Consider the following 22,747-nt stretch of genomic DNA (forward strand, 5'->3'; position numbering starts at 1 on the left):
AATACCGCAACGAGGTCATGGAATCTTTCCCGCTTCCGGTTCTCCGGCGCGGAGCGCGGCCGCCAGCCGATCCACGTCCGGCGGCAGCAGGACGGTGTGGTGGCTGCCCGGTACATCGACGAGGACGAGACTATCGGGGTTCCCGACGGATGCCCACCCGAGGGTCGGATCACCGACGTCCGCAATGGTTTTCCCAGCGCGAACGACGGTGACAACACCGGCCCACGGCTGCGGCTGGTAGCCGCGCAGCGCGCTCGTGTGCCGCTCGAACAGATCATGGCGACGTCGGATTTCCGCGACGGTGGTGTGCGGCGGAACAGCCGCAACCCGCCTTGCGTGGTCGGTCAGCAGTTCGAGTTGGTCAGTGATCTCGCTCGCCCAGAAGTCATCGCCCAATGTGACGCGATCCTTGGCTTCGGGCAGCAGTGTGTGGACAAATATCCCGAACCGGCCTGACTTGTCGACGGGAACACCCGCGAGCATCCGCTGCGGCGCCCACGCGTCGACCAATACGACCTGGTCCACCTCAGCCCCGGATTCGCCGAGCTGCACGGCCATCTCGTATGCCACCGTGCCCGCGAACGACCAACCGAGCAACCGGTAGGGACCACGTGGCCGGTCGCGTCGGAGCCGGGCGACCAGCTCGGCGGCTATCTGTGCGATCGAGGGGGACTCCACGGTCGGCGCGGCCGTGAGCCCGTACACGGCCTCCGTATCCGACAGCCGTAGGGCGAGCGCGGTGTACTCGGAAACTCCGCCGAGTATTCCGTGCACGCAGTACAGCGGTGGCCGCTCGCCACCCGCACGGTGTAGCCGAACCACGCCGGACGAACTCGCCTGTTCGGCCGACTGCTGGTTCATTGTGCGCCGCAGGTCGATTCGTGCAGCCAGGGCCGACACCGAGGAATGCGTGAACACGTCCTGCACGGGCAACCGAATCGCGAGCTCGTCCGCCAGCCGCCGCACGAGCTGGGTGGCACCGAGCGAGTTGCCGCCCAGCGCGAAGAACTCGTCGTCCGAGCCGACAGCCGGCACGCCGAGCACTTCCGCGAACACCGTGGCAATCACGACCTCGGTCGGCGTTCCCGGCGCGCGATACCGCCGTGGCTGGAACACCGGGGCGGGCAGTGCGGTACGGTCGATCTTTCCCGAGGCATTGATGGGGAGCTCATCGAGCACCAGCACTGCCGCGGGTACCAGGTAGCCAGGCAACACGTCACGCACCGACTCGATCAGGGCGGTCGCGTCGAGGCCCACTCCGGTCACATAACCCACCAGCTGATCACCCAGGCGCGGATCGTTGCTCATCGTCACGGCGGCCCGGCACACCCCTGGATATCGAGTCAGGGCCGACTCGATCTCGCCGAGCTCGACCCGCTGTCCGCGTAGTTTGACTTGAAAATCGCTGCGCCCTAAGAATTCCAAGCCCATTCGTGTCCACCGGACGAGGTCTCCGGTGCGATACAGTCGCTCACCTGTTCCGAACGGGTTCGCGACGAATGCGACGCTGGTCAGGCCAGGGCGGCCGGCGTATCCGCGCGCCAACTGCGCACCGCCGATGTACAACTCGCCTGCCACGCCGACGGGCACCGGCTGCAGCGCGGCGTCGAGTACGAAGGTCGTCGTGTTCCATATCGGGACACCGATCGGGACAGTGTCGGACTCGTTGCCGGTGACCTCGAAAGAGGTTACTTCCACTGTGGTTTCGGTGGGGCCATACAGGTTGTGCAGCCGGGCGCCGAGCCGCTCCCGCGACCGTCGCGCGGTCGCCACCGGCAGTGCTTCTCCCGACGAGAACACCGTCGCCAAGGTTGAGCATTTCCGGACCTCGGGCTCGGCGAGGAAAACCTCGAGTATCGATGGCACGAAATGCGCAACGGTCACTTCGTACCGGGTGATCGTGTCGATGAGGTAGCCGGGATCGTGGTGGCCATCTGGGGCCGCCACCACGATCCGTGCTCCGATCTGCAACGGCCAGAACAACTCCAGTACCGAGACGTCGAAGGTGGGCGGAGTCTTGTGCAGCACCACGTCGTCGGAGGTCAGCGCGTAGTGCGACTGCATCCACAGCAGCTCGTTGACGATCGCGCCGTGGGTTACGACGACGGGTTTGGGGCTCCCGGTGGAACCGGAGGTGAAGATGACGTAGACGGGATTCGCCTGCCGTAGCTCCGCCCGTCGATCGCGATCGGTGATCGGCGCGGCGCTCAGGCCGGTCAGGTCGATGCCCGCCAGCGCCTCCGTATCGAGGACGATGACCGGGGACACTTGTTCGAGCAGCAGCGCCCTGCGTTGCGCAGGGGCGTTCGGATCGATCGGCACATACCCGCCGCCTGCCAGCACCGTCGCGTAGGCGCACTCCACGAATCGCACGCTGCGCGGCAGCACGATGGCGACCAGCGACTCCGGACCGACCCCGTGCCCGATCAACCAGCGGGCCAACCGGTTCACCCGCCCAGAGAACTCCGCGTACGTCACCGACGTGTCCCCGAAGGTCACTGCGACGCGATCGGGGGTCCGCGCCACCTGCGCCTGGAACGGGGAGCAGAGGGTCGTGCCGGAATCCCTGGGTACCGAAACCGTAGTGGTGTTCCGGTCGATCAGTACCGCGGTTCGTTCTTCCGCGGAGAGCAGGTCGATTTCGCCGATTCGTACTCGGGTACGGGTCACTGCGGCGGTGAGTACGCGCAGGAATCTGTCCCGGAACGCCACCACCGTTGTGGTGTCGAACAGGTCTGTCGGGAACACCAGTTTGCCATTGAGCTGGGTCACCCGGCCCCGGCCCTGGGATATTTCGGTGAAGATCCATTCGAGATCGAACTTCGACGTCACGTCTGGAATATTGATGTCTTCGATCCGGAGTCCCGGCAGCTCGAAGACTGTTTCGGGAAGGTTGTGGAATGCCAGCATGATTTGGAACAGCGGGTTGTGTGCGGTCGAGCGCTGGGGTTGGACAACATCCACAATTCGTTCGAAGGGAAGCTCGGCGTGGGTGAACGCCGCCAGGTCCGTTTCTCGCACCGCCTCGAGCAGATCGGTGAACGACTGTTGCGGGTGCACCGAGGTGCGTAGCGGGATCGTGTTGACGAACATGCCCACAACATCGTCGAGTGCGCCCTCCGCGCGGCCGGCGACGGGTGTCCCGATCACCACATCGTCGGTGCGCGCCAGCTTGGTCAGCAGCACCGCGAGTGCGGCGTGCAGGACCATGAAGACAGTGACTCCGTGCTGCCGCGCTTGCATATAGATGGCGCTCGTCAGTTCAGCAGCCACCGCGAATTCGACGACTCCGCCGGCATATGACGGGTTCTCAGGGCGTCGACGGTCGCTCGGCAATTCGATGACGTGCGGTACGCCCGCCAGCTCACGCAGCCAAAACGCTTCGTCTCCGGCCGCTGGTGACGACGGATCGGCACTGTCTCCCAGAGTCTTTCGTTGCCATAGGGTGTAGTCCGCGTATTGCACGGCCAGCGGTTCCCAGACCGGTTCCGCTCCGCTCGACCGCGCCGTGTACGCGATGACCATGTCGCGTGCCAATGGCATTTTGGACAACCCGTCACTCGCGATATGGTGCACCACCAGCACCAGCACGTGAACTGTTTCCGTCACCGCGCACACCAGCACCCGGATCGGCACATCGGTCGTCACATCGAAACCGCGGGCGGCGAACTCGCGTACCGCATCCCAGAGTCCAGCAGTGCCGTCGACGGCGACCGGCCCGGTCACCACATCGGCAATATCACGGATCGGCACTATCGACTGCAGCGGTTCACCGTCCACTACCGGAAACACCGTGCGCAGCGCTTCATGTCTGCCGACGAGATCACGCACGGCCGCCCGCAGCACATCGATATCGAGGTCTCCGGACAGCCGGAACGCGTGCACGATGTGGTAGGCGCACGACGCGGGGTCGAACTGGTTGAGGAACCACATCCGTTGCTGCGCGAACGACAACGGAATCCGCTCCGGCCGCACGGCAGCGGCGAGCGCGGGTACCGGGATACTCCTCGGCGCGTCCGCACCCGCCCGATCCACCAGCGCGGCGAACTCCGCGAGCGTCGGCGCCTCGAACAACTCCCGAACAGACAGCGCAACGCCCGTGGAACGGCGTAGCCGCGCCAGCATCTGAGTGGCCAGCAGCGAGTGGCCACCCAGGTGGAAGAAGTTGTCGGCGACACCGAAGTTCTCGTCTCTGAGCAGCTCCGCCCAGATCGCGTGCACCGTCCGCTCGGCCGGCGTGCGTGGCGCGACCAGCGGAACGCGCTCAGCGGCCGATCCGATCGCTATGGCGCGCAGAGCGACTCGATCGAGTTTGCCGCTGGGTGTCAGCGGCAGATCATCGACGAAGGCGAAGAGCGTCGGCACCATGTGCTCGGGCAGTACAGTGCCCAGCGCATTCCTGACCTTATCCTTTGTCACGCCGGGTGCGGCCGTGATGAACGCGGCCAGCGCTGGTCCGGCTCCTTCGTCTCGCACGTGGACCGCAACTGCGCGGATGCCGGGCACGCCGCGCAACGCGTGCTCGACCTCGGCGGGCTCGATGCGGTAGCCGCGGAGTTTGACCTGATGGTCTGCCCGGCCGAGGAACTCCAACTGCCCGGCGTGGTTCCATCGGCCGATATCGCCGGTGCGATACAGCCGATCCCCCGACCCGAACGGATCGGCCACGAACGTGGCGCCGGTCAGGCCCGGACGACCCGCGTACCCGCGCGCCAACTGCGCACCGCCGATGTACAACTCGCCCGCCACACCGGTCGGCACCAGCCGCAGCCAGGGGTCGAGCACGACGACCGTGGTATTCCATACCGGCACGCCGATCGGAACGCTGTCCGACTCGTGACCAGTGATCTCGTAGGACATTGCGTTCACGGCGGTCTCGGTAAGACCGTACAGATTGCGTGGCCGGACGCCGAGCCTCTCCAGCGACCGCCGCGCGGTCGCGGCCGAGAGCGCTTCCCCACCGGAGAACACCGTCGCCAGGGATCGGCACTCGCGCAGACCAGGTTCGTCGAGGAACACCTCGAGCAATGACGGCACGAGATGCGCGACGGTGATCCCGTGCCGGATGATCGTGTCGACGAGGTAGCCGGTATCGCGGTGACCGTCTTGTGCCGCCACCACGATCCGTGCTCCGACCTGCAACGGCCCGAACAACTCCAATACCGAGACGTCGAACGTGAGCGGAGTCTTGTGCAGCACCACATCATCCGCGGTCAGCCCGTAGCGCGACTGCATCCACAGCAGCTGATTGACGATAGCGCCGTGTGTCACGGCTACAGGTTTCGGGCTACCGGTGGAACCGGAGGTGAACAGCACGTAGGCGGTGTTCGCGGGCCGGAGCTGGGCCCGGCGGTCATGGTCGGTGATCGGTTCCGTGGACAAGCCGGTCAGGTCGATGCCCGCCAGCGCCTCCGTATCGAGGACGATGACCGGGGACACTTGTTCGAGCAGCAGCGCCCTGCGTTGCGCAGGGGCGTTCGGATCGATCGGCACATACCCGCCGCCTGCCAGCACCGTCGCGTAGGCGCACTCCACGAATCGCACGCTGCGCGGCAGCACGATGGCGACCAGCGACTCCGGACCGACCCCGTGCCCGATCAACCAGCGGGCCAACCGGTTCACCCGGCCGGAGAACTCGGCGTAACTCAACTCGGTCGTGGCGTCCACCACCGCCACCGCCGACGGCGAGCGCCGAGCCTGCCGCTGAAACAGACTCGCGAGTGTCTCCTCCGGAATCGGTACTGTGGTGTTGTTCCGGTCCACCAGCAGCGCGGTTCGCTCGGACGCGGAGAGCAGATCGAGGTCCGCGATCGGGACGTCGGGCTGCTGCCCCGCGTGCCACAGCATCCGCTCGAGGTAGCCGAGGAGGCGTTGCGCGGTCTCTGGGCGGAGGCGGGCACGCTCGTATTCGAGGGTCCCGCGCAGTCTGCCGGCGCTCTCCTCGGCCGTCAATGTCAGGGCGAATTTCGCGGCCCCGGTCTGCATCGGCCGCGACTCGACCGCAAGGCCGTGCAGCTCGAAGGTCGCCTGGGGCGTGTTCTGGAGCACGAGCATCACCTGAAATATCGGTGTGCTCCGCGGGTTTCGCTCCGGAGCGAGTGTCTCGACGAGCTGCTCGAACGGAATCTCGCCGTGAGCGAGCGCGTCGACGACGCTGCCGCGCGTCCGCTCCAGCAAAGTGCGGAAGCTCGGTTGTCCGGACAGGTCGGCGCGCATCGGCAGCGTGTTGAGCAGCGGTCCGATCAGGCCTTCCAACTCTGGCCGGTCGCGGCCGGACATCGGCACCCCGACCACGACATCGTCCTGGCCGTTCCCGTATGCCAGCACTGCTTGCCACGCGGCGAGCAGCACCGTGAACGGGGTGGCTCCGACGTCGGCACCGACCGCGAGCGCCGCCTGCCACACAGGGCCGGGACACTCGAATCCCACCCACGCACCGCCGACCTCCTCGGTGTTGTCATCCAGTGCCGCCAGCTCCGCGGGCGCACCTGCCAGACGGTCGCGCCAATAGGCCAGGTCGTCGTCGAAATCGCCCGCCCGCTGTCGCCGACGTTGGTGCACAGCCACGTCCGGGAACTGCACCGGTAGTGGCGCCGGATGGTACGGCTGGTTGGTCACGCTCGCGGTGTACGCCGCGCCGATCTCCGCAGTCAGCACGGCCACCGACCATCCGTCGGACACACTGTGGTGCAGAGTGCAGAGCAGCACGTGCTCGACATCCGACACCCGCAACACCGTCAGACGGAGCAACGGGCCGCATGCGAGATCGAAGGGCCGCCGGACCTCTGCCGCGGCGAGCCGGTCGATCTCGGCCGCGCGGCGGTCCGGGTGCGACCCGACGTCGACGACCGGTAGGTCGATCTGCAGCACGGGCGCGATAACCTGCACCGGTTCTCCGTCGATGGCCTGCCGGAAGGTCGCCCGCAGCGACTCGTGCCGTGCGACAACCGCATTCACGGCCGACCGAAGCGCCGCCACGCTCAGCGGTCCACGAACTTCGAGCACGGCCGCAACGTGGTAGGCGGGCGATCCCGGGTTGAGCTGTTCCAGGAACCAGAACCGTTCCTGAGCGAAGGAGAGCGGCAGATAACCGTTGCGGGCCACCGGCACGAGCGGGAATCGGTCGGCCGACGACCTGCGTGGCAGGCCGTCGATCCGATCCGCCAGCGCACGCAGCGTCGTGGCCTCGAACACCGCAGGCACCGGCAGGGCGACGTCGAATACCGCACCGACCCGCGCGATCAGCTGCACGGCGATGACGGATTGCCCGCCGAGCTCGAAGAAGTCATCGTCGCGGCCGACCCTGTCCACACCGAGCAGCGCGCTCCACACCTGCGCCAAGGCCGCTTCGGTCTCACCGCGCGGGTCGGCGAACGGCGCACGCGGCCGTTCCCCCGGTTCCGGCAGGGCGGCGCGATCCACTTTTCCCGCCACGGTCAGCGGCAGTGCCCCGAGGGCGACGATCGTCGACGGCACCATGTACGCGGGTAACCGGAGTCGAAGGTGTCGGCGTACATCCTCGTCCGTCAACACGCCGCCGTCGCTGACGACATAGCCGACCAGATAGGGCGAGCCGGAACGGTTGCGCCGCAGCGCTGACGACGCGGCCCGGACACCGGGACAGCCGAGCAGGACCGAGTCGATTTCGTCCAGCTCGATGCGGTAGCCGTGCAGCTTGACCTGTGTGTCGGAGCGACCGAGATACTGCAGGACGCCGTCGGAGCGGAAGCAGACCAGGTCGCCGGTACGGTACATCCGGCCGCCGGATTCGGTGGCAACGAATCTGCTTGCCGTACGGGCGGCCTCGTCGATATAGCCGCGTGCCACGCCGGGACCTTCGATATAGAGTTCGCCGGGCACACCGATCGGCACCGGCCGCAACCATCGGTCCAGCACACGCACCCGAACGCCGGAGATCGGTCGCCCGATCGGAACCGGTCCGGTCCAGGAGTCGGCAGCCGCGATCTCGTGTACAACACAGGCGACGACGGTCTCCGTCGGACCGTACTGGTTGATGATCCGCAGGTCTGGCGCGTAGGCGCGGAACACGGCCAGCTGTTCGCTGTGCACCGCTTCACTACCGACAGCAAGGGTGCCGCGTGCGTTCGCGAGAGCGGCCGGACTCAGCAGTTCGCGGAGCAGTCCGGCATGGATTGGTGTCGTCGCCAGCACACCGATATCCCGCACCAACGCCAGCCGTGCGGCGACGTGTGTAATGTCTTGCGCCTCGGTGTAGACCCGGATTCGGCCGCCGACCGCCAGCGGAACGAACACGCTGATCAGGGCGAGGTCGAACGCCGCCGACGTGTGCACCGGCGTCTCGCCGCTCGCTGCGCTGCCGAAGTGGTCGGCTGCCCACGCGAGGTAGTTCGCAAAGCCGCGCTCGGTCACCATGACGCCCTTGGGACGCCCGGTCGTCCCCGAAGTGTAGATGACGTAACACAGATCGTCCGCGCCTCGGGTGCGCGCCTGCAGCTTCCCGGGAGCCGTCGACTCGTGTTCGCCGGTCTCGAGTATGACTACGGCGGGCAGGATGTCGGCGAGGCGGTCGGCGCGGTCGACCAACGCCAGCACCGGGCGCGCGGACTCGGCGACCCGGCGGATCCGGTCCAGCGGATACGCGAGATCGACCGGGACGAATGCACCTCCCGCCTGGAGCACCGCCAGCATCGCCACCACAAGAGCGGGTGAGCGCGGAAGCGCCACCAGCACCCGCGCATCCCGCTCGACCCCCATAGCGCGCAACCGATCCGCCACAGCAGCGACGCGCGCGGCGAGCTGACCGTACGTCAGCGACTCGGCCGAGGACACCACGGCGAGCGCGTCCGGCTGCGTGGCCGCCATGCGTTCGAAACGGGTCAGGAACGGCTCTACCGCAGCAGGCAGCGCCGGCGCCTGGCTCACCTCGGCGATCCGGTGCATTTCCGCGGCGGAGCGGATATTCACGTCCGCGAGCCGCGCGGTGGGTGCGTGCGCGAACGCGGCGAAAGCAGTGCGGAAGTGCTGTGCCATCCGCTCCATGCGGTCCGTGTCGAACAGGTCGGTGTCGTACTCCAGGTGCCCGATTACAGCGCCGTCGACGATGCGAAGCGACACTGCCAGATCGGATTTCGACGTTCCCGGAGAATTGTCCTGCGGCACGATGGTCAGTCCCGCCAGCTGGAACGGCGACACCGGAGCGTTCTCGAAGTTGAAGGTGACCTGAGTCAGCGCGGCGTGCCTCACTTGCTGTCCGACACCGAGTCGCGCGACGACGCGCTCGAACGGCGCGTTCTGATGGTCATATGCCGACAGGCAGGTTTCCCGCACGCGCCGAAGCGCTTCGACGAATGTGGGATTCCCCGACAGGTCGATCCGCAGCGCCAAGGCGTTGACGAAGAACCCGATGAGCCGTTCCGTGCCGGCCGGGCGGTTGGCGGCCATCGTGGCGACCACGATGTCCTCGACACCGGTATAGCGCCTGAGCACGGTGGCGAAGACGGTAAGGCTCGCCATGAACAGGGTTGCGTTCTCCCGGCCCGCGAGCGCGCTCAGCGGACCGGTTGCGTCCACGGGCACCGAGATGGGTGTCCGGGCTCCGAAGCCCCTGTGTGCCGTCCGCCGGGGGTGGTCGGTGGGAAGGTCGAGCAACGGCGGCGCGCCATGGAGTTGTCGCGCGAAATACTCGATGTGCCTGTCGAACGCACCCGCGCCGGCCAGCCGGCGTTCCGTGCGCGCATGGTCGGCATAGCTCGTCGAGAGCGGCGCCGGCTCTGGCGACTCACCCCGGTGGTAGGCGTGATAGAACTCGACCACTTCCCCGATGAAGAGACCGAGCGACCATCCGTCGCAGACCGCGTGATGAGCAGTCACGCACAGCGTAAATTGCTCAGCTGCCGTGTGGAACAACGTGGCGCGTACCAACGGCGGGTGTGCCAGATCGAACGGTGTGCCCGCGTCCGCCAGAGCCAGCCCGGCCACTTCGGCCGGCGTAGTCTCGATCACTGACAGGACCGGCAGATCCTGCGACGGCACCATGCGAAGTCCGTCGTCTCGCAGCACGAGACCCGAGCGCAAGACCTCGTGCCGTTGGACAACCAGACGCAGCGCGGCCGCCAAGGCGGCGACCTCGAGCGGCCCGCGCAGCAGGTAGCGAACGGACTCGTTGTAGGCCGCGCTGCCAGGTGCGAGGCGACTGAGCAACCAGAGCCGTTCCTGCCCGAGCGAAGCCGGCGTCTCCGGCCGCGAAACCGAGTTTCGCTCGCGCACCAGTCTTTCCAGCAGTGCACGTTTCTCCGGCGTGAGTGCGGCGATTCTCTCCGACAGGTCCGTCACGAGCTGCCCTCCACATCCGGGTGCGACGCCGCACGCTGAACCGTCCGGCGAAGGGTGTTGATACCGGCCAAACCCGCCAGCACGGTGTCGTCGTCGACACCGAAGTCGACCAGACACGCCACCTCGTCGACCCCGGCCTGTTGCAGGCGCGAGGTCATCGCCAGGCAGGTCTCGGGCGTTCCGAACATGCCGTTGCCGACGAAGTACCGCTCGAAGGCGAATTCCGCGACCGCCGCTTTGTCGTCGGCCGAGAAATCGGCCGCGTTGATGTCGAGTCGCGCCTGGATGCCCGGCATCGTCTCGTAGAGGTTCAAATGGGTTTCGAGATAGTCCAGCAGTGGAGCGCGTACCGTCCGGCGCACCTCGTCGATCGACGACCCGACGAAGGTATGCATCATCATGCTCACCCGGCCGGTCGCCGGATCGTGTCCGGCGTCCGATCTGGCCTTGCGATATGCGGCGATGTTCGCGGCGGCCCGGTCCAGATCTCCCTGCAGCAGGCCGGACAGCACGTGGTAGCCCTTCGCGCCTGCGAGCGTCCAGGTCTCGGGCGTACCGGCGGTGGTGATCCACACGGAGAGCTCGGGCTGAATCGGCCGGGGGAACGTGGCCATCGGCAACGGCTTCGCTCGTGCGCCGAGCCGCATGTCGATCCGATCGCCGCGCCACAACGCGCGAATCGCGTCCAGCCTGGTGAAGGTCTCGTCGCGGCGCCGCTCGAAATCCACGGTCGAGAGCACGAAATCGTCAGGCGCCCAGCCGGAAGCGGCGGCGATATCGACCCGTCCGCCCGATAGGTTGTCCACCATCGCCCACTCCTCGGCGACGCGGGCCGGATGATGCAGCGGCACAACGACGCTGCCCGCCCGGATCCGTACCCGTCGCGTCGTCGCGGCGATGGCCGCCGCGAGGACCGAGGGGTTCGGATACAGCCCGCCGAACTCGTGAAAATGGCGCTCGGGAAGCCAGATGGCCTCGAAAGCGTTGTCGTCGGCGAACTTTGCCGCAGCCAGCACCAGTCGGTACGGATGCTGCTGACGGTGCGCGGCATTGTCGGAGAAGAAGAACAGGCTGAACGACAGGGGCCGGTTCGTCGACACGGGTGGCAGCGAAGGCACCGCGAACGATGGGGCGGGCGAGTCTTCTGAGCGTTTACGCGCCAGCCCGGCCGCCAGCAACGCACGTTGCCGCGGCGATAGTCCGGCCAGCCGTCCGGTCAGATCAGTGATCGCCGTCTCCTTCCAGTCGATCGAGCAGCAGACGCAGTGTGTCCGGCTCGCCGTCGAGATCCAGCGAAAGGCCGTCCAGTGCACGTACGCCCGACTCCATTCGCCAGCACACGTCCCCGCTCCGCCGGATACTCGGCCAGCTGCGCAGCATCGTTGCCAAGGTCACTTCGAGCTCGGCGCGAGCGAGAGGTGCGCCGAGACAGAAGTGCGCGCCGAAGCCGAAACTCACATGCCTGCCGCCTGGTCGATCGAGCAGGATATCGTCCGGGGAGGTGAACTCGGCCGAATCTCTATTCGCCGACGCCAGCAGCACCAGCACCGGTTGCCCCGGTTCGATCCGCACGCCGCGGAACCGCACCGGGGATTCGACCTGGCGTGTGATGAAGTGGAACGGCGGCTCGTACCGCAGCAGTTCGTCGACGGCGGCAGGGATCAGGCTGGGGTCGGCGCGCAAGCGGGCAAGCAGATCCGGGTGCTCCAACAGCAGGTACATCGCTTTGGCGAGAAACTGTGCGGTCGGCTCGTTCTCGCCGTACCTGCGGAATGGTGGGCCGGTCACCACAGCGGCAACAAGAGCGAAGACCTCGTCGCGAGTCAGGCCTGCGTCCGCGGCCAGCGACGCGATCATGCCCTGACCGCCGGAGCACGCCAGATGATCGTCCAACCAGCGGCGCCACTGTTCGATGGCGTGCTGTGCTCGACGTGCGGTGTCGCGTGTCGGTGTTCGCATGAACGTAGCCACGTCCATGATCCACGGCCGAAACGACCTCAGCCGTTCATAATCGACACCCAGTAGTCGGGACATCACGACCGCCGGGAGCGGCGCGAAATCGGTGACCACATCGCAGCCTCCGAGCTGGGCGGCCTTGGCGACCAGATGGTCCGCGGCGTCCTGGATCACCTCCCTGAGCCCCATCGCGGTGCGCGATGTCAGCTTCCTGCTGAACGCTGTTCGACGGCGCGTGTGTTCGGGCTGATCCGAGAAACCGAGCCAGGTACCGAAGAACCCGCGCAGCGAATCGAATTCACCCGTCGCAGTGGGCAGCACCTCGAGGAATCGAGCGTTGCGTCGCACCGAGAACGCCGGGTCACGCAGCACCGCTACGACATCGGCATGTTTGGCCACCAGCCAGGCGTCCAGCACCGGGTCGTAGGTCGGCGAAGGCGTCTCGCGCAGGGCACGATAGAAGTCGTAGGGATCGGCGACGATCTCCGGTCGGTCGAATGCTCCGACCTCGTCGAGACGGTGTTCGGACATCGTCACTGCTCCAGTTCTCCGACGTCGGACAGCGTGATTCCCACGTTGCGGAGCACCTCGAGCGCCTGCCCGTCAGGCAGGTCGTCGAGTTCGGCCAGCATCTGCTGGACCACGGCCAAGTCGTCCGGATCCGCTTGCGATTCTGCGATCAGCGTCGCCACCTCGGCGGGAACAGGCGATTCGAAAAGCTGCCGCAAGGACAATTCGACCTGGAAATCCGCGCGGATCCGCGCGGCCAGACGGGTTATGAGCAGCGAATCGCCGCCCAATTCGAAGAAGTTGTCGAATACACCGATCTGGGCGATGCCGAGCAGGTGCTCCCACAGCACGGTGACGGCGGATTCGAGCTCGGTGCGCGGCGCCACGTACGGCGTGGCCAAGTGCGGGCGGCGATGAGTCGCCCGCACTTGCTGGGACGTCGCGCCTTCGTCGGTGGGTTCCAGCCACCGACGTATCCGCTCGACCGGGTCGGCCGTCGAGACGATCAGTTCGCGAAACGCGCCAGCCGGTGTGGACAGCACTCTCGCCAGCACAGCCGCGGTTTCCTGCGGCGTCATCGCCAGTTCCAGACGGCTCGCTCCAGCGGACGCCGGATCGACCTGTTCGACATTCAGGTTCCATGTTTCGAAATTGACACTCTGCCAAGGCAATTTTCTGCGAGTTCGAGCGAATGCGTCCGCGAAAGCCGCGGCTGCGGCGTAGGCTGTGTGTCCCGATCCGCCGAGGAATGATGCCAGCGACGAGGCTATTACCGCGAAGTCGAGCCCGGGAGCCGATTCCGTGAGCACTCGGTCGAGGTTCACCAGCCCGTGCACCTTGGTAGCGAACTGCCGCTCGCATTCGGCGACGTCCATCTCTTCGATCGTCGCCAACAGCGGCGGCGGGCCCGCCGCGTGGAGCACGCCGTCGAGGCGAGCGAAGCGAGCAATGATGTGGCGCACCGCCTCTCGTGTCTGTCGCTCGTCGGCGATATCCGCGGCCAGGACCAGCACTTCGACGCCGTCGGCCCGCAGTTGCTCGAGCGCACGGTGGGTGTTGTCGGTCGGCGCGGCGGTGTCGATCAGCGCGATACGCGAACAGCCCAGCCGGGCCAGCAGGCGAGCCGCGAGCAAACCGAAACTGCCCAGCCCGCCGAAGACCGCGCTCGCGCTACCTGGTTCGATCCTCGCGCCGTCGGACTCGGCCAGCGGCAACGGCTCGACAGTGCGCACCCATCGGCGGCCGGAACGCCAGGCGACGGCCGGTTCGGGACTGCCCCGGGTAGCTTCCGCGGCCATCAGTTCCGACACCCCGGCGGCGTCGGCGGTGCCGACGTCGACCACGCCGCACCGGACCCAAGGTCGTTCCTGGGCGAATGTCGTGACCGCACCAAGTATGGTGGCCCGCTCGGGAGTCACCATGTCGTCGGGGAGGACATCGAACAAGCCACGCGTCAGGACCCAGATCGGCACCGGGTCACCCGCGCCGGGCAGGCTCATCGCCTGCGCCAAGGCGATCAGACTGTGCAGGCCGGATTGTTGCGCGGAGGCAAAATCCGCGCTGGAACCGAGCCCGAAGGCGTGCACAATGCCCGTCGGCTCGATGCCGTCGGCGCGCAGGGCGCGCAGCAACGCCCGGTAGTCGTCGGCGGTGGATGGCTCGACGAGATAATGCCGGGTTCCTCTACGCTCGAACCCGCCGCCGGTGGACACGCGCACCGCGGCGGTCGATTCCGCCGCCAGACGCGCACCGACAGCGCCGCCGTCATCGAAGATCAGCCACTGCCGACCGGGACGAGTTCGCGGCACGAGCGGACGCTGTGCCCACCCGGGCACCGCGAACCAATCGGCCACATCGGGCCTGCGCGCCAGCTGTCTGCCGTTCGACACGGGGCGTGTCTCCGGCGGATCGACCCAATACCTTGTCCGTGCGAACGGATAGGTGGGAAGCCGCATCCGCCTGCGCCGCTCCCCATATGGTGACGCGAGATCCACCTCGTGTCCGCGCACCCACAGCTTGCCTGCCGCGGCCAGCAGCGCCGGCAGGTCCGATCCGTGTTCGGGGGTGGGCAGCGAACTCACGACCGCGGCGTGTTCTTGGTCGGCGAGAACTGGTCGCACCAGGCCCGACAACGACTGCCCAGGACCGACTTCCAGCCACGAGGCGTGCGGATGGGCGTCTCGCATCGTCGTGACGGCCGCGCCGAACCGCACCGTCGACACCATCTGCCGGGCCCAGTAGGCCGGGTCGCGGGCGTCCTCGGGGCGCAACAGTTCGCCGGTGACGGTGGAGACGATCGGTATCCGTGGTGTTTGCAGCGGAGTGCCCTGCAGTAGACGTTCGAATTCCGCAGCGGCGGGTCGCAGCGCGGGGGAATGAAACGCGTGCGAGGTCTCCAACCGTGCGCAGGGCACCTGTCGCGCCGCGAGCTGCTGCTCCAGCGTGAGAATGTCGGCGGGCGGCCCGGAAAGCACAGTGTTTTCGGGCCCGTTGACCGCGGCGACTGCGATGGCGTCGCGGACCAGTTCGGTCAGCGCCGACTCGGGAATACACACCGACAGCATGACCCCAGGGGCGAGACCGTCGATGAGGCGGCCGCGTGCCGCCACCACTCGCAAGGCATCCTCCAGGGAGAACACACCCGCAAGACACGCGGCCACATACTCGCCGAGGCTGTGGCCGATCATGGCCACCGGCTGGGCGCCCCACGACTGCCAAGTCGCCGCGAGCGCGTAATCGAGGACGAATACGGCCGCCTGCGCGGTGCGCGTGCGGCGTAACTCCGCCCGTGCCGCGTCGGGGTCCGCCACGGGATACAGGACCGCGCCCAAATCCAGCTGGGCTGTGCTGCGCAAGATTTCACAGCATCGGTCGATCGTCTCGCGGAACGGCCGGACGCGACGGTACAACTCCGGTGCCAGGGCAACGCGTTGCGTACCTTGGCCGGGAAACATCCACACCAGATCCGGCGAGCCGGCGGTCGGCCGTTGACCTCGGAGCACCGCGGGCCGGAGCGGCTCGTCGAGCAGTTGTAGCGCATCGTCCTGGTCAACGACGACGGCAGCGGCCCGGTGATCGAAGGCTCTTCGTCCCCGATGCAGCGTGAACGCGATATCGCCGAGCCCGACATCGTCCGGAGCACTCGGCAACCAGTCACGGAACCGGTCGAGCGCCGTGTCCAGCCGCTCCGGCTCGCGAGCCGACCACACCAGCAACTCGGGCGATGCGGTGGAGGACGTCGTCATCCGATCTGAGCGGGGCGCTTCTTCCAGTACGAGATGGGCGTTCGTGCCACCGACCCCGAACGAGCTGACACCGGCGCGGCGCGGGTGCGCGGCCACCGGCCAAGGACGCAGCCGGGTGTTGACGAAGAACGGAGAGGAGTCGAAATCGATCTCCGGGTTGGGGCGCACGTAATGGAGGCTCGGCGGGATCTCCCCGGCTTGTAGTGCCCGCACCACCTTGATGAGGCCGGCCATCCCCGCTGCCGCATCGAGATGGCCGATGTTGGTCTTCACCGAGCCGAGCGCGCAATACCCGGTGGCGTCGGTACCCATGCGAAAAGCTCGGGTGAGCGCCGCGATCTCGATGGGGTCACCGATCGGCGTTGCGGTGCCGTGTGTTTCGACGTAGTCGATCGTTTCCGGCTCGACCCCGGCGTGGGCCATGGCCGCGGCGACGGCGTCGGCTTGGCCGACGATGCTCGGCGCCGCGTAGCCGACTTTCCGGTTGCCGTCGTTGTTGACCGCTCCGCCCCGGATGACGGCGTGAATGTGGTCGCCGTCGGCCAGCGCATCGGCCAGCCGCTTCAGCACGACGATGCCGAGACCGCCGCCGCTGACCGTTCCTTGCGCCTCCGCATCGAAAGCGCGGCAGTGCCCGTCCGACGAGACGATGCCACCCTTGAGATGCCGGTAGCCCACCCGTTGCGGGAATTTGACCGCGACCGCTCCGGCCAGCGCCATATCACAGCCGAAGTTGTTCAGGCTGTCGCAGGCGAACTGAACAGCGACCAGACCCGAGGAACAGCTCGTCTGCACCGCCACGCTGGGACCACGCAGGCCGAGTTTGTAGGACACCCGCGTCGGGAGGGTGTCCTTGTCGTTGAGGGTCATGATCTGGAAGTCGCCCATCGCGGCCATCAGTTCGCCGTCGGGCAGGATGTTCTTCAGCAGGTAGGTGTTCATGCCCACGCCTGCGAAGACGCCGATGGGGCCGTCGTGCCGGGCCGGGTCGTGGCCGGCGTCCTCCAGGGACTCCCACGCGCACTCCAGGAACAACCTGTGCTGCGGATCGAGCACTTCGGCTTCGCGTGGGCTGAACCCGAAGAAACCAGCATCGAACAGGTCCGCGTCGTCGAGCACTCCGCGCGCGCCGACATAGCCCGGACGATCGAGATCTTCGGCGCGCACACCCGCCTGGATGAGGTCCTCGCGTTCGAAATGGGTGATCAGCTCGCGTCCCGCGCGCAGTGCCCGCCAGAACGCGTCGATGTCCGGGGCGCCGGGAAACCGTCCCGCCGTTCCGATGATCGCGATATCGAATTCACTCATTGCTCACTCCTGTGGGCGGCGCGGCGGCGCGCGAGCGCGTGGGCACGTTGCCGCGCACGGCCCTGTACCTGGGCGATGCTCGCACTATCGGGTTCAATGCCAGGTGACATCCCGGCGAGTCGGGCCGCGAGCGTGCGCACGGTGGTGAATTCGAACAGCTCGATCAGCCCGAACTGCCAACCCAACCGTTCCTGCAGAAGTGCGTGCACGCGCGAGGCATTGAGTGAATGCCCACCGATATCGAAGAAGTTGTCATCGAGTCCGATCGGCTCGACGCCGAGAATCTCCTGCCACACCCTGGCCACCAACAGCTGGTGCTCCTCGCGCGGCGGCCTGTACGAAGAGGTCTCGAACACCGGCACCGGCGGCGGCAGCGCGGCACGGTCGATCTTGCCTGTCGCGCCGCGCGGCAGCGCAGGCATCAGCATGAACGTCGCGGGAACCAAATGGCGCGGCAGCTGCGCCCGCGCCAGATCGCGGAACTCCGCGGCGGCGGGAGCTGTCGGCTCGACCGCAAGGTAGGCCACCAACGCGATGTCCCGCGCGAATTCCCGTGCCACGACGACCGCCTCCCGGACCGCTGGATGTTCCAGGAGCACCACCTCGATCTCCCCCGGCTCGATGCGATGACCGCGGAGTGTGATCTGGTTATCGATCCGGCCGAGAAACTCCAGACCGCCGTCGGAATCCAACCGCGCCAGATCGCCGGTTCGATACATTCGCCCGCCCACCGACGTGATAAACGGATCCGGCACGAACCGCTGGGCCGTGAGTCCCGGCATGTCGAAGTATCCGCGGGCCACGCCGGAACCACCGACATAGATCTCGCCGATGTTTCCTGGGCGCACCACCTCGAGCCCAGGACCGAGCACGTACACCGACGCCCCCGGCACGGCTCGGCCGATCCGTGCCGCATCCCGGCCATCGACAGTTTCCCGGGTCGTCGCGCACACGGTTGTTTCGGTTGGGCCATACGAGTTCAGGAACCTGCGACCGCCTGCCCAGCGTTCGACGACATCCGCAGTGCACTGCTCGCCTGCTGAGACGACTGCGCGTAGGTTCCGGAGCTCGGCGCCGGAGTGCAACGCCAGCACCGAGGGCGGAAGGGCCACGGTGTCCACACCGTCGGCAAGCAATCGCATCAGGTCGGGCCCAGGCACCAATAAGCGAGGATCCGCTAAGCGCAGCGTGCCGCCAACCGCGAGGACCGGAAAAATCTCCCATACGGAGCCGTCGAAGCTGGGCGAGGCATATTGCAGCACGGAGCTACTCGAAGTCAGACCGAGTACGGCTGCCTGCCCGCTGATCATGTTGACCACGCTGCGGTGTTCGATCAACACACCTTTCGGGCGACCGGTGGAGCCGGACGTGAAGAGCAGATACGCGGCCGAGGATCGCGTCGTCCAACGATCAGGATTCTCGTCCAGCCCCGCAGGCCCTGCCGCACAGAGCGATTCGACGTGGACGGCGCCTGCTCCGAGTTCGACTGCTATTCCGGCCGCGGTAGCCATCGCTGCCCGCCGGTCCTCGGGATATGCGGGATCGAGCGGCACGTACACCGCGCCAGCTTTCAGCACGCCGAGCATGGCCACGATCGTCCAGACCGAGCGGTCCGCCCGGATGCCGATCCGCTGTTCCGGGGCTGTACCACGTGCTCGCAGTCGATGAGCGACCCGATTGGCGAGCCGGTTGAGCTCGCTGTAGGACGTTTGTACGCCGAGGTGATCCACCGCGATCGCTTGTGGTGCGCGCATCACCGCCGCCTCGAAACAGTCTTGCACGCACTCCGCCGCGGACGGAACCGCCTCCGTCGTCGCGGCCGCAAGCACGCGAGCACGTTCCGCGCCGGTCGCAGCCGCCAACCATGCGACGCGGCGATCGGCGCCGCCGGGCAATCTCTCGAGGACTGCGACCAGTCGATCGCACAGGGCGGCGACTGTGCCCGGCTCGAAGATATCGGCATACTCCACCAGCACGGCGGCGCGTCCGTTGTCCCCCGCCATGACCAACGTCAGATCGACCTGAGCCGCGCCGCGGGTCAGCGCAATGCTCTCCAAGATGACGTCGTGGCAGGCGATCCGGGCCCCCGGCGCGCCGAGGGCGAAGAGCGCCGCCCCCTCTGGCCGGTTCGGCAGATCGCGGTACAGCAGGCACATGGTTCGGAACAATGTGTCGCGGCCGCGGTCCGCCGGACCGCTCGACCGCGCGACGAGTTCCGCGAACGGATAATCCTGATGTGCGAGCGCCTCGATGACCACACCGTGGACGTGGCGAACGAAATCCGCGAAGACCGGATTGCCGGACACCGGCAACCGCAGTGCGACGGGATTGACGAAATAGCCGACCACGTTCGCGTATTCGGCCGAGGTCCGGCCGGACGTGGGGCACCCGACGACCAGCTCGTCACTGCCGGTCCATGCGCCGAGAACCACCGCCCACGCCGCGGCGAGCACGGAATACGGTGTGGCGCAGGTGACGTCCGCGACAGCGGTGATCACATCGAACAGCGCAGGGTCCAGCTCACGGATCACCCTGCCGCCGGTTCGCACGTCCCGGGCGCCGGGATCGGGGCGGTCGGCGGGCAGCCGCATCGCGACCGGGGCACCGTCGAGCCGTGTCTGCCAGAACTGCGCCAACCGTCGACCTTCCGGCCCGTTCAGCAACTCGGCTTCCCGGCGCGCGTACTGTGTCACGTCCGCCCGCTCGGGGGGTGCGGCACCACCCGCGAACCCGATTCGGAGACGGTCGATGACCAGCAGGAACGACCAGTAGTCCAGTGCCAGGTGATGCGCCGTGACGACGACGACCGGGGCGGCTGCACCACGATCGAACAGCCGCACCCGGAAGACCGGTCCGGTCGTCAGATCGAACGCGCGATCAGCCTCCGTCTGGCAGGCCGCGCGCACCTGGTCCTCGTCCCAGCTGGACGCGTCGACCACGGACAGCCACTCCCCCGGATGGTCGTCCACCATGCGGACGGGCACACCGTCCAGCTCGACGAACCGGGACCGCAGTGCCGGACAAGCACTCACGACCCCGTCGAACGCGGCGCGGATAGTGGACAGGTCGACTGCTCCGCGCACATGAAAGGCTCGGGCCAGGTGATATGCCGTACCGGCCGTCCCCATCCGATCGAGTAACCACAGCGCGGTCTCGGCCGCCGACAGTGCACCGTCCGGCAGCGCGGTCCCGCTGGAGCTCTTCGAAGACCGCGTGCGGGTCCGCAACTCCTCGGCCACAGTGATGACATCGCCGCGGAGCAGGCTCGCGATGTCCGGCGAAACTCCGAACGCAACCTCGCACTCGTGCCGGATCCGCAGTGCCGCGAGCGAATCGATGCCCAGCCGGATCAACGGCCGGTGCCAGTCTGCAGGTGAGATCGAAACGCCGGTCGCACGGCGCACGGCTTCGGCCAGCAGCAGCGGCAACTGTTCCGACTGGGCCGGAAGACTCCCGCGATCGCGGGATACCAACTCGGCCGTGCCTCCGGTGACGCCACTATCCGCCAGTACATCCAGACTTCCGTCGAGCAGCATACGCCGGGTCTCCAGCCTCCGCAGCTTGCCACTGGAGGTCTTGGGGATGCTTCTCGGCGGGACCAGAACTATCCGCTGCGGCTGTATCTCCGTTTCCGCGGTGACCCTGCCGCGAATGGCGGTGACGATGTCCGCGAGTTCCTGCTCTGTGCGACCCGGCTCCGCGCGGACCTCCTGAACGACGACCAGCTGTTCCAGCTCGTTGTCCACAACGGCGAACGCCACGCCGCAGCCACGCCGGATCGCGGGATGACTGCGATCCAATGCCGACTCGACGTCGTGTGGGTAGAGATTTCGCCCCCTGACAACGATGAGTTCCTTGCGGCGGCCGGTGACGACGAGCTGCCCGTCCACCATCATGCCCAGGTCTCCGGTACGCAGAAACGGGCTGCCCTCATCATCATTCGCCAGCCGTGCGCCGAAGATGCGCTCCGTCTCCTCCGGCGCACGCCAATAGCCCTGGGCGACACTCGGTCCCCGTACCCAGATCTCGCCGACCATGGAAGGCGGCCTCGGCCTGCCGCTGTGCGGATCGACGACGACCACCTCATGCGACGGTGGCGCCGAGCCGCATGCCACCAGCGGAGTCGAATCGGGCACTGTGATGACCTTCGGCTCCGCGGCCTTGTCCCCACCGGCCGCCAACAACGTCGCCTCGGCCAGGCCGTAGCAGGGATAGAAGGCCGACAACCGAAACCCGGACGCGGCGAATGCGTCTGCGAATCTCGTCAAAGTGCTCGCCCGCACCGGCTCGGCGCCATTGAATGCGACGGTCCAACTCGTCAGATCGAGATTCTGGCGATCGTCGGGCCCAACCTTGTCCGAACACAGTTCGTACGCGAAATTCGGTCCCCCACTGATGGTTCCGCGATACCGAGATATCGTCTCCAGCCAGAGTCGCGGCCTCTGCAAAACCTCCAGGGGAGACAGCAGCACCGTACGAAACCCTCCGAACAGCGGCTGCAGAATGCCACCGATAAGACCCATGTCGTGATAGGGAGGCAGCCAGATCACCGCGACGCTGTCCCGGGTGCAGCCGAACGTGTGATGGATGCTCGCGGAGTTGTGGAGCAGGTTCGCATGGGTCACCATGACGCCCTTCGGCGCGCCGGTCGATCCCGATGTGTACTGCAACAGAGCCAACGATTCGGGGCCCGGAACCGCTTGCGGGCCACCACCGTCCGACACCGACACTATGGAATCGATTGCGACGCACCGTGGACCACCCGGCGTGCTGGAGAGCAGCTTCTCGATCCAGGGCAGTAGATCGGTGGTCGTCAACGCGATGGACGCACCCGAATTGCCAACGATGGCAGTCAACCTCGGTATTGCGTGGGCGCCGCGCGGTGGGTACGCCGGAACTGCGACTACACCCGCGTACATGCAGCCGAGTAGACAGGAGACGAATTCCACACCCGGGGGAAACAACAGCACGGCGCGGTCACCCGGAACAGCGGTCCGAAGCAGCGCACCCGAGATCGCCGTGGCCCGGTCGATGAGCTCGCGGTAGGTCAGGTGCAGGTCGGGACCATCGTCTGGAACGAAACTGACCGCAATCCGATCACCGTCGGTGCCGACGCGGGCGTCGAGAAGATCAGGAAACGTGCGCGCACCCGAATCCGCGAACTCGTGGTCGACCTTGCTGATCCTTTGAGATACCAAGTGTCTCAGCCGCCTAGCTACCTAGCGTCAAGTTGGCCCGCATCGCCAGGCCGCTCAGTCGAGCCCGGGACGGCGCCAGGTGGGGCCGAATTCTATTACGGCCAAATGAGACTCCTCGGCGTTGGGAACTTTTCCGCCGGTTGATGTCGCTCCCAGGAACCGACGGTGAGAGTCTGCGGTGTAACCGCGGCGAAGTCGGCAGGGACATAGCTAGAC

Annotated in this window: 5 protein-coding genes; all 5 read right to left on the reverse strand. The window is 67.0% G+C overall.

All coding sequences use genetic code 11. The features are described from left to right. Positions 1–15: 15 nt before the first annotated feature. The 5 genes from M8859_RS33170 to M8859_RS33190 all read right to left on the reverse strand — a co-directional run bounded on the left by M8859_RS33170 (position 16) and on the right by M8859_RS33190 (position 22,531). Positions 16–10,314, reverse strand: coding sequence for a non-ribosomal peptide synthetase (locus tag M8859_RS33170; protein WP_249645446.1), 10,299 nt, complete (start codon positions 10,312–10,314; stop codon positions 16–18). Continuing rightward, positions 10,311–11,414, reverse strand: coding sequence for a MupA/Atu3671 family FMN-dependent luciferase-like monooxygenase (locus M8859_RS33175; RefSeq protein WP_195072291.1), 1,104 nt, complete (start codon positions 11,412–11,414; stop codon positions 10,311–10,313). Before M8859_RS33175 ends, M8859_RS33170 begins: the two co-directional genes overlap by 4 nt. 121 nt (positions 11,415–11,535) lie before the next feature. Further along, entirely contained in the window at positions 11,536–12,801 is a 1,266-nt protein-coding gene (locus M8859_RS33180; RefSeq protein ID WP_249645447.1) for a cytochrome P450, read from the reverse strand. Positions 12,802–12,803: 2 nt separating this feature from the next. Continuing rightward, positions 12,804–17,333: a type I polyketide synthase gene (locus tag M8859_RS33185; protein WP_249645448.1), complete on the reverse strand. Its 4,530-nt coding sequence runs from the start codon at positions 17,331–17,333 to the stop codon at positions 12,804–12,806. Next, positions 17,330–22,531 carry a non-ribosomal peptide synthetase gene (locus M8859_RS33190; RefSeq protein WP_249645449.1) on the reverse strand — a complete coding sequence of 1,734 codons (5,202 nt, stop codon included), beginning with the start codon at positions 22,529–22,531 and terminating at the stop codon, positions 17,330–17,332. Before M8859_RS33190 ends, M8859_RS33185 begins: the two co-directional genes overlap by 4 nt. Positions 22,532–22,747: the final 216 nt, after the last annotated feature.

It is taken from the genome of Nocardia sputi (assembly GCF_023501985.1).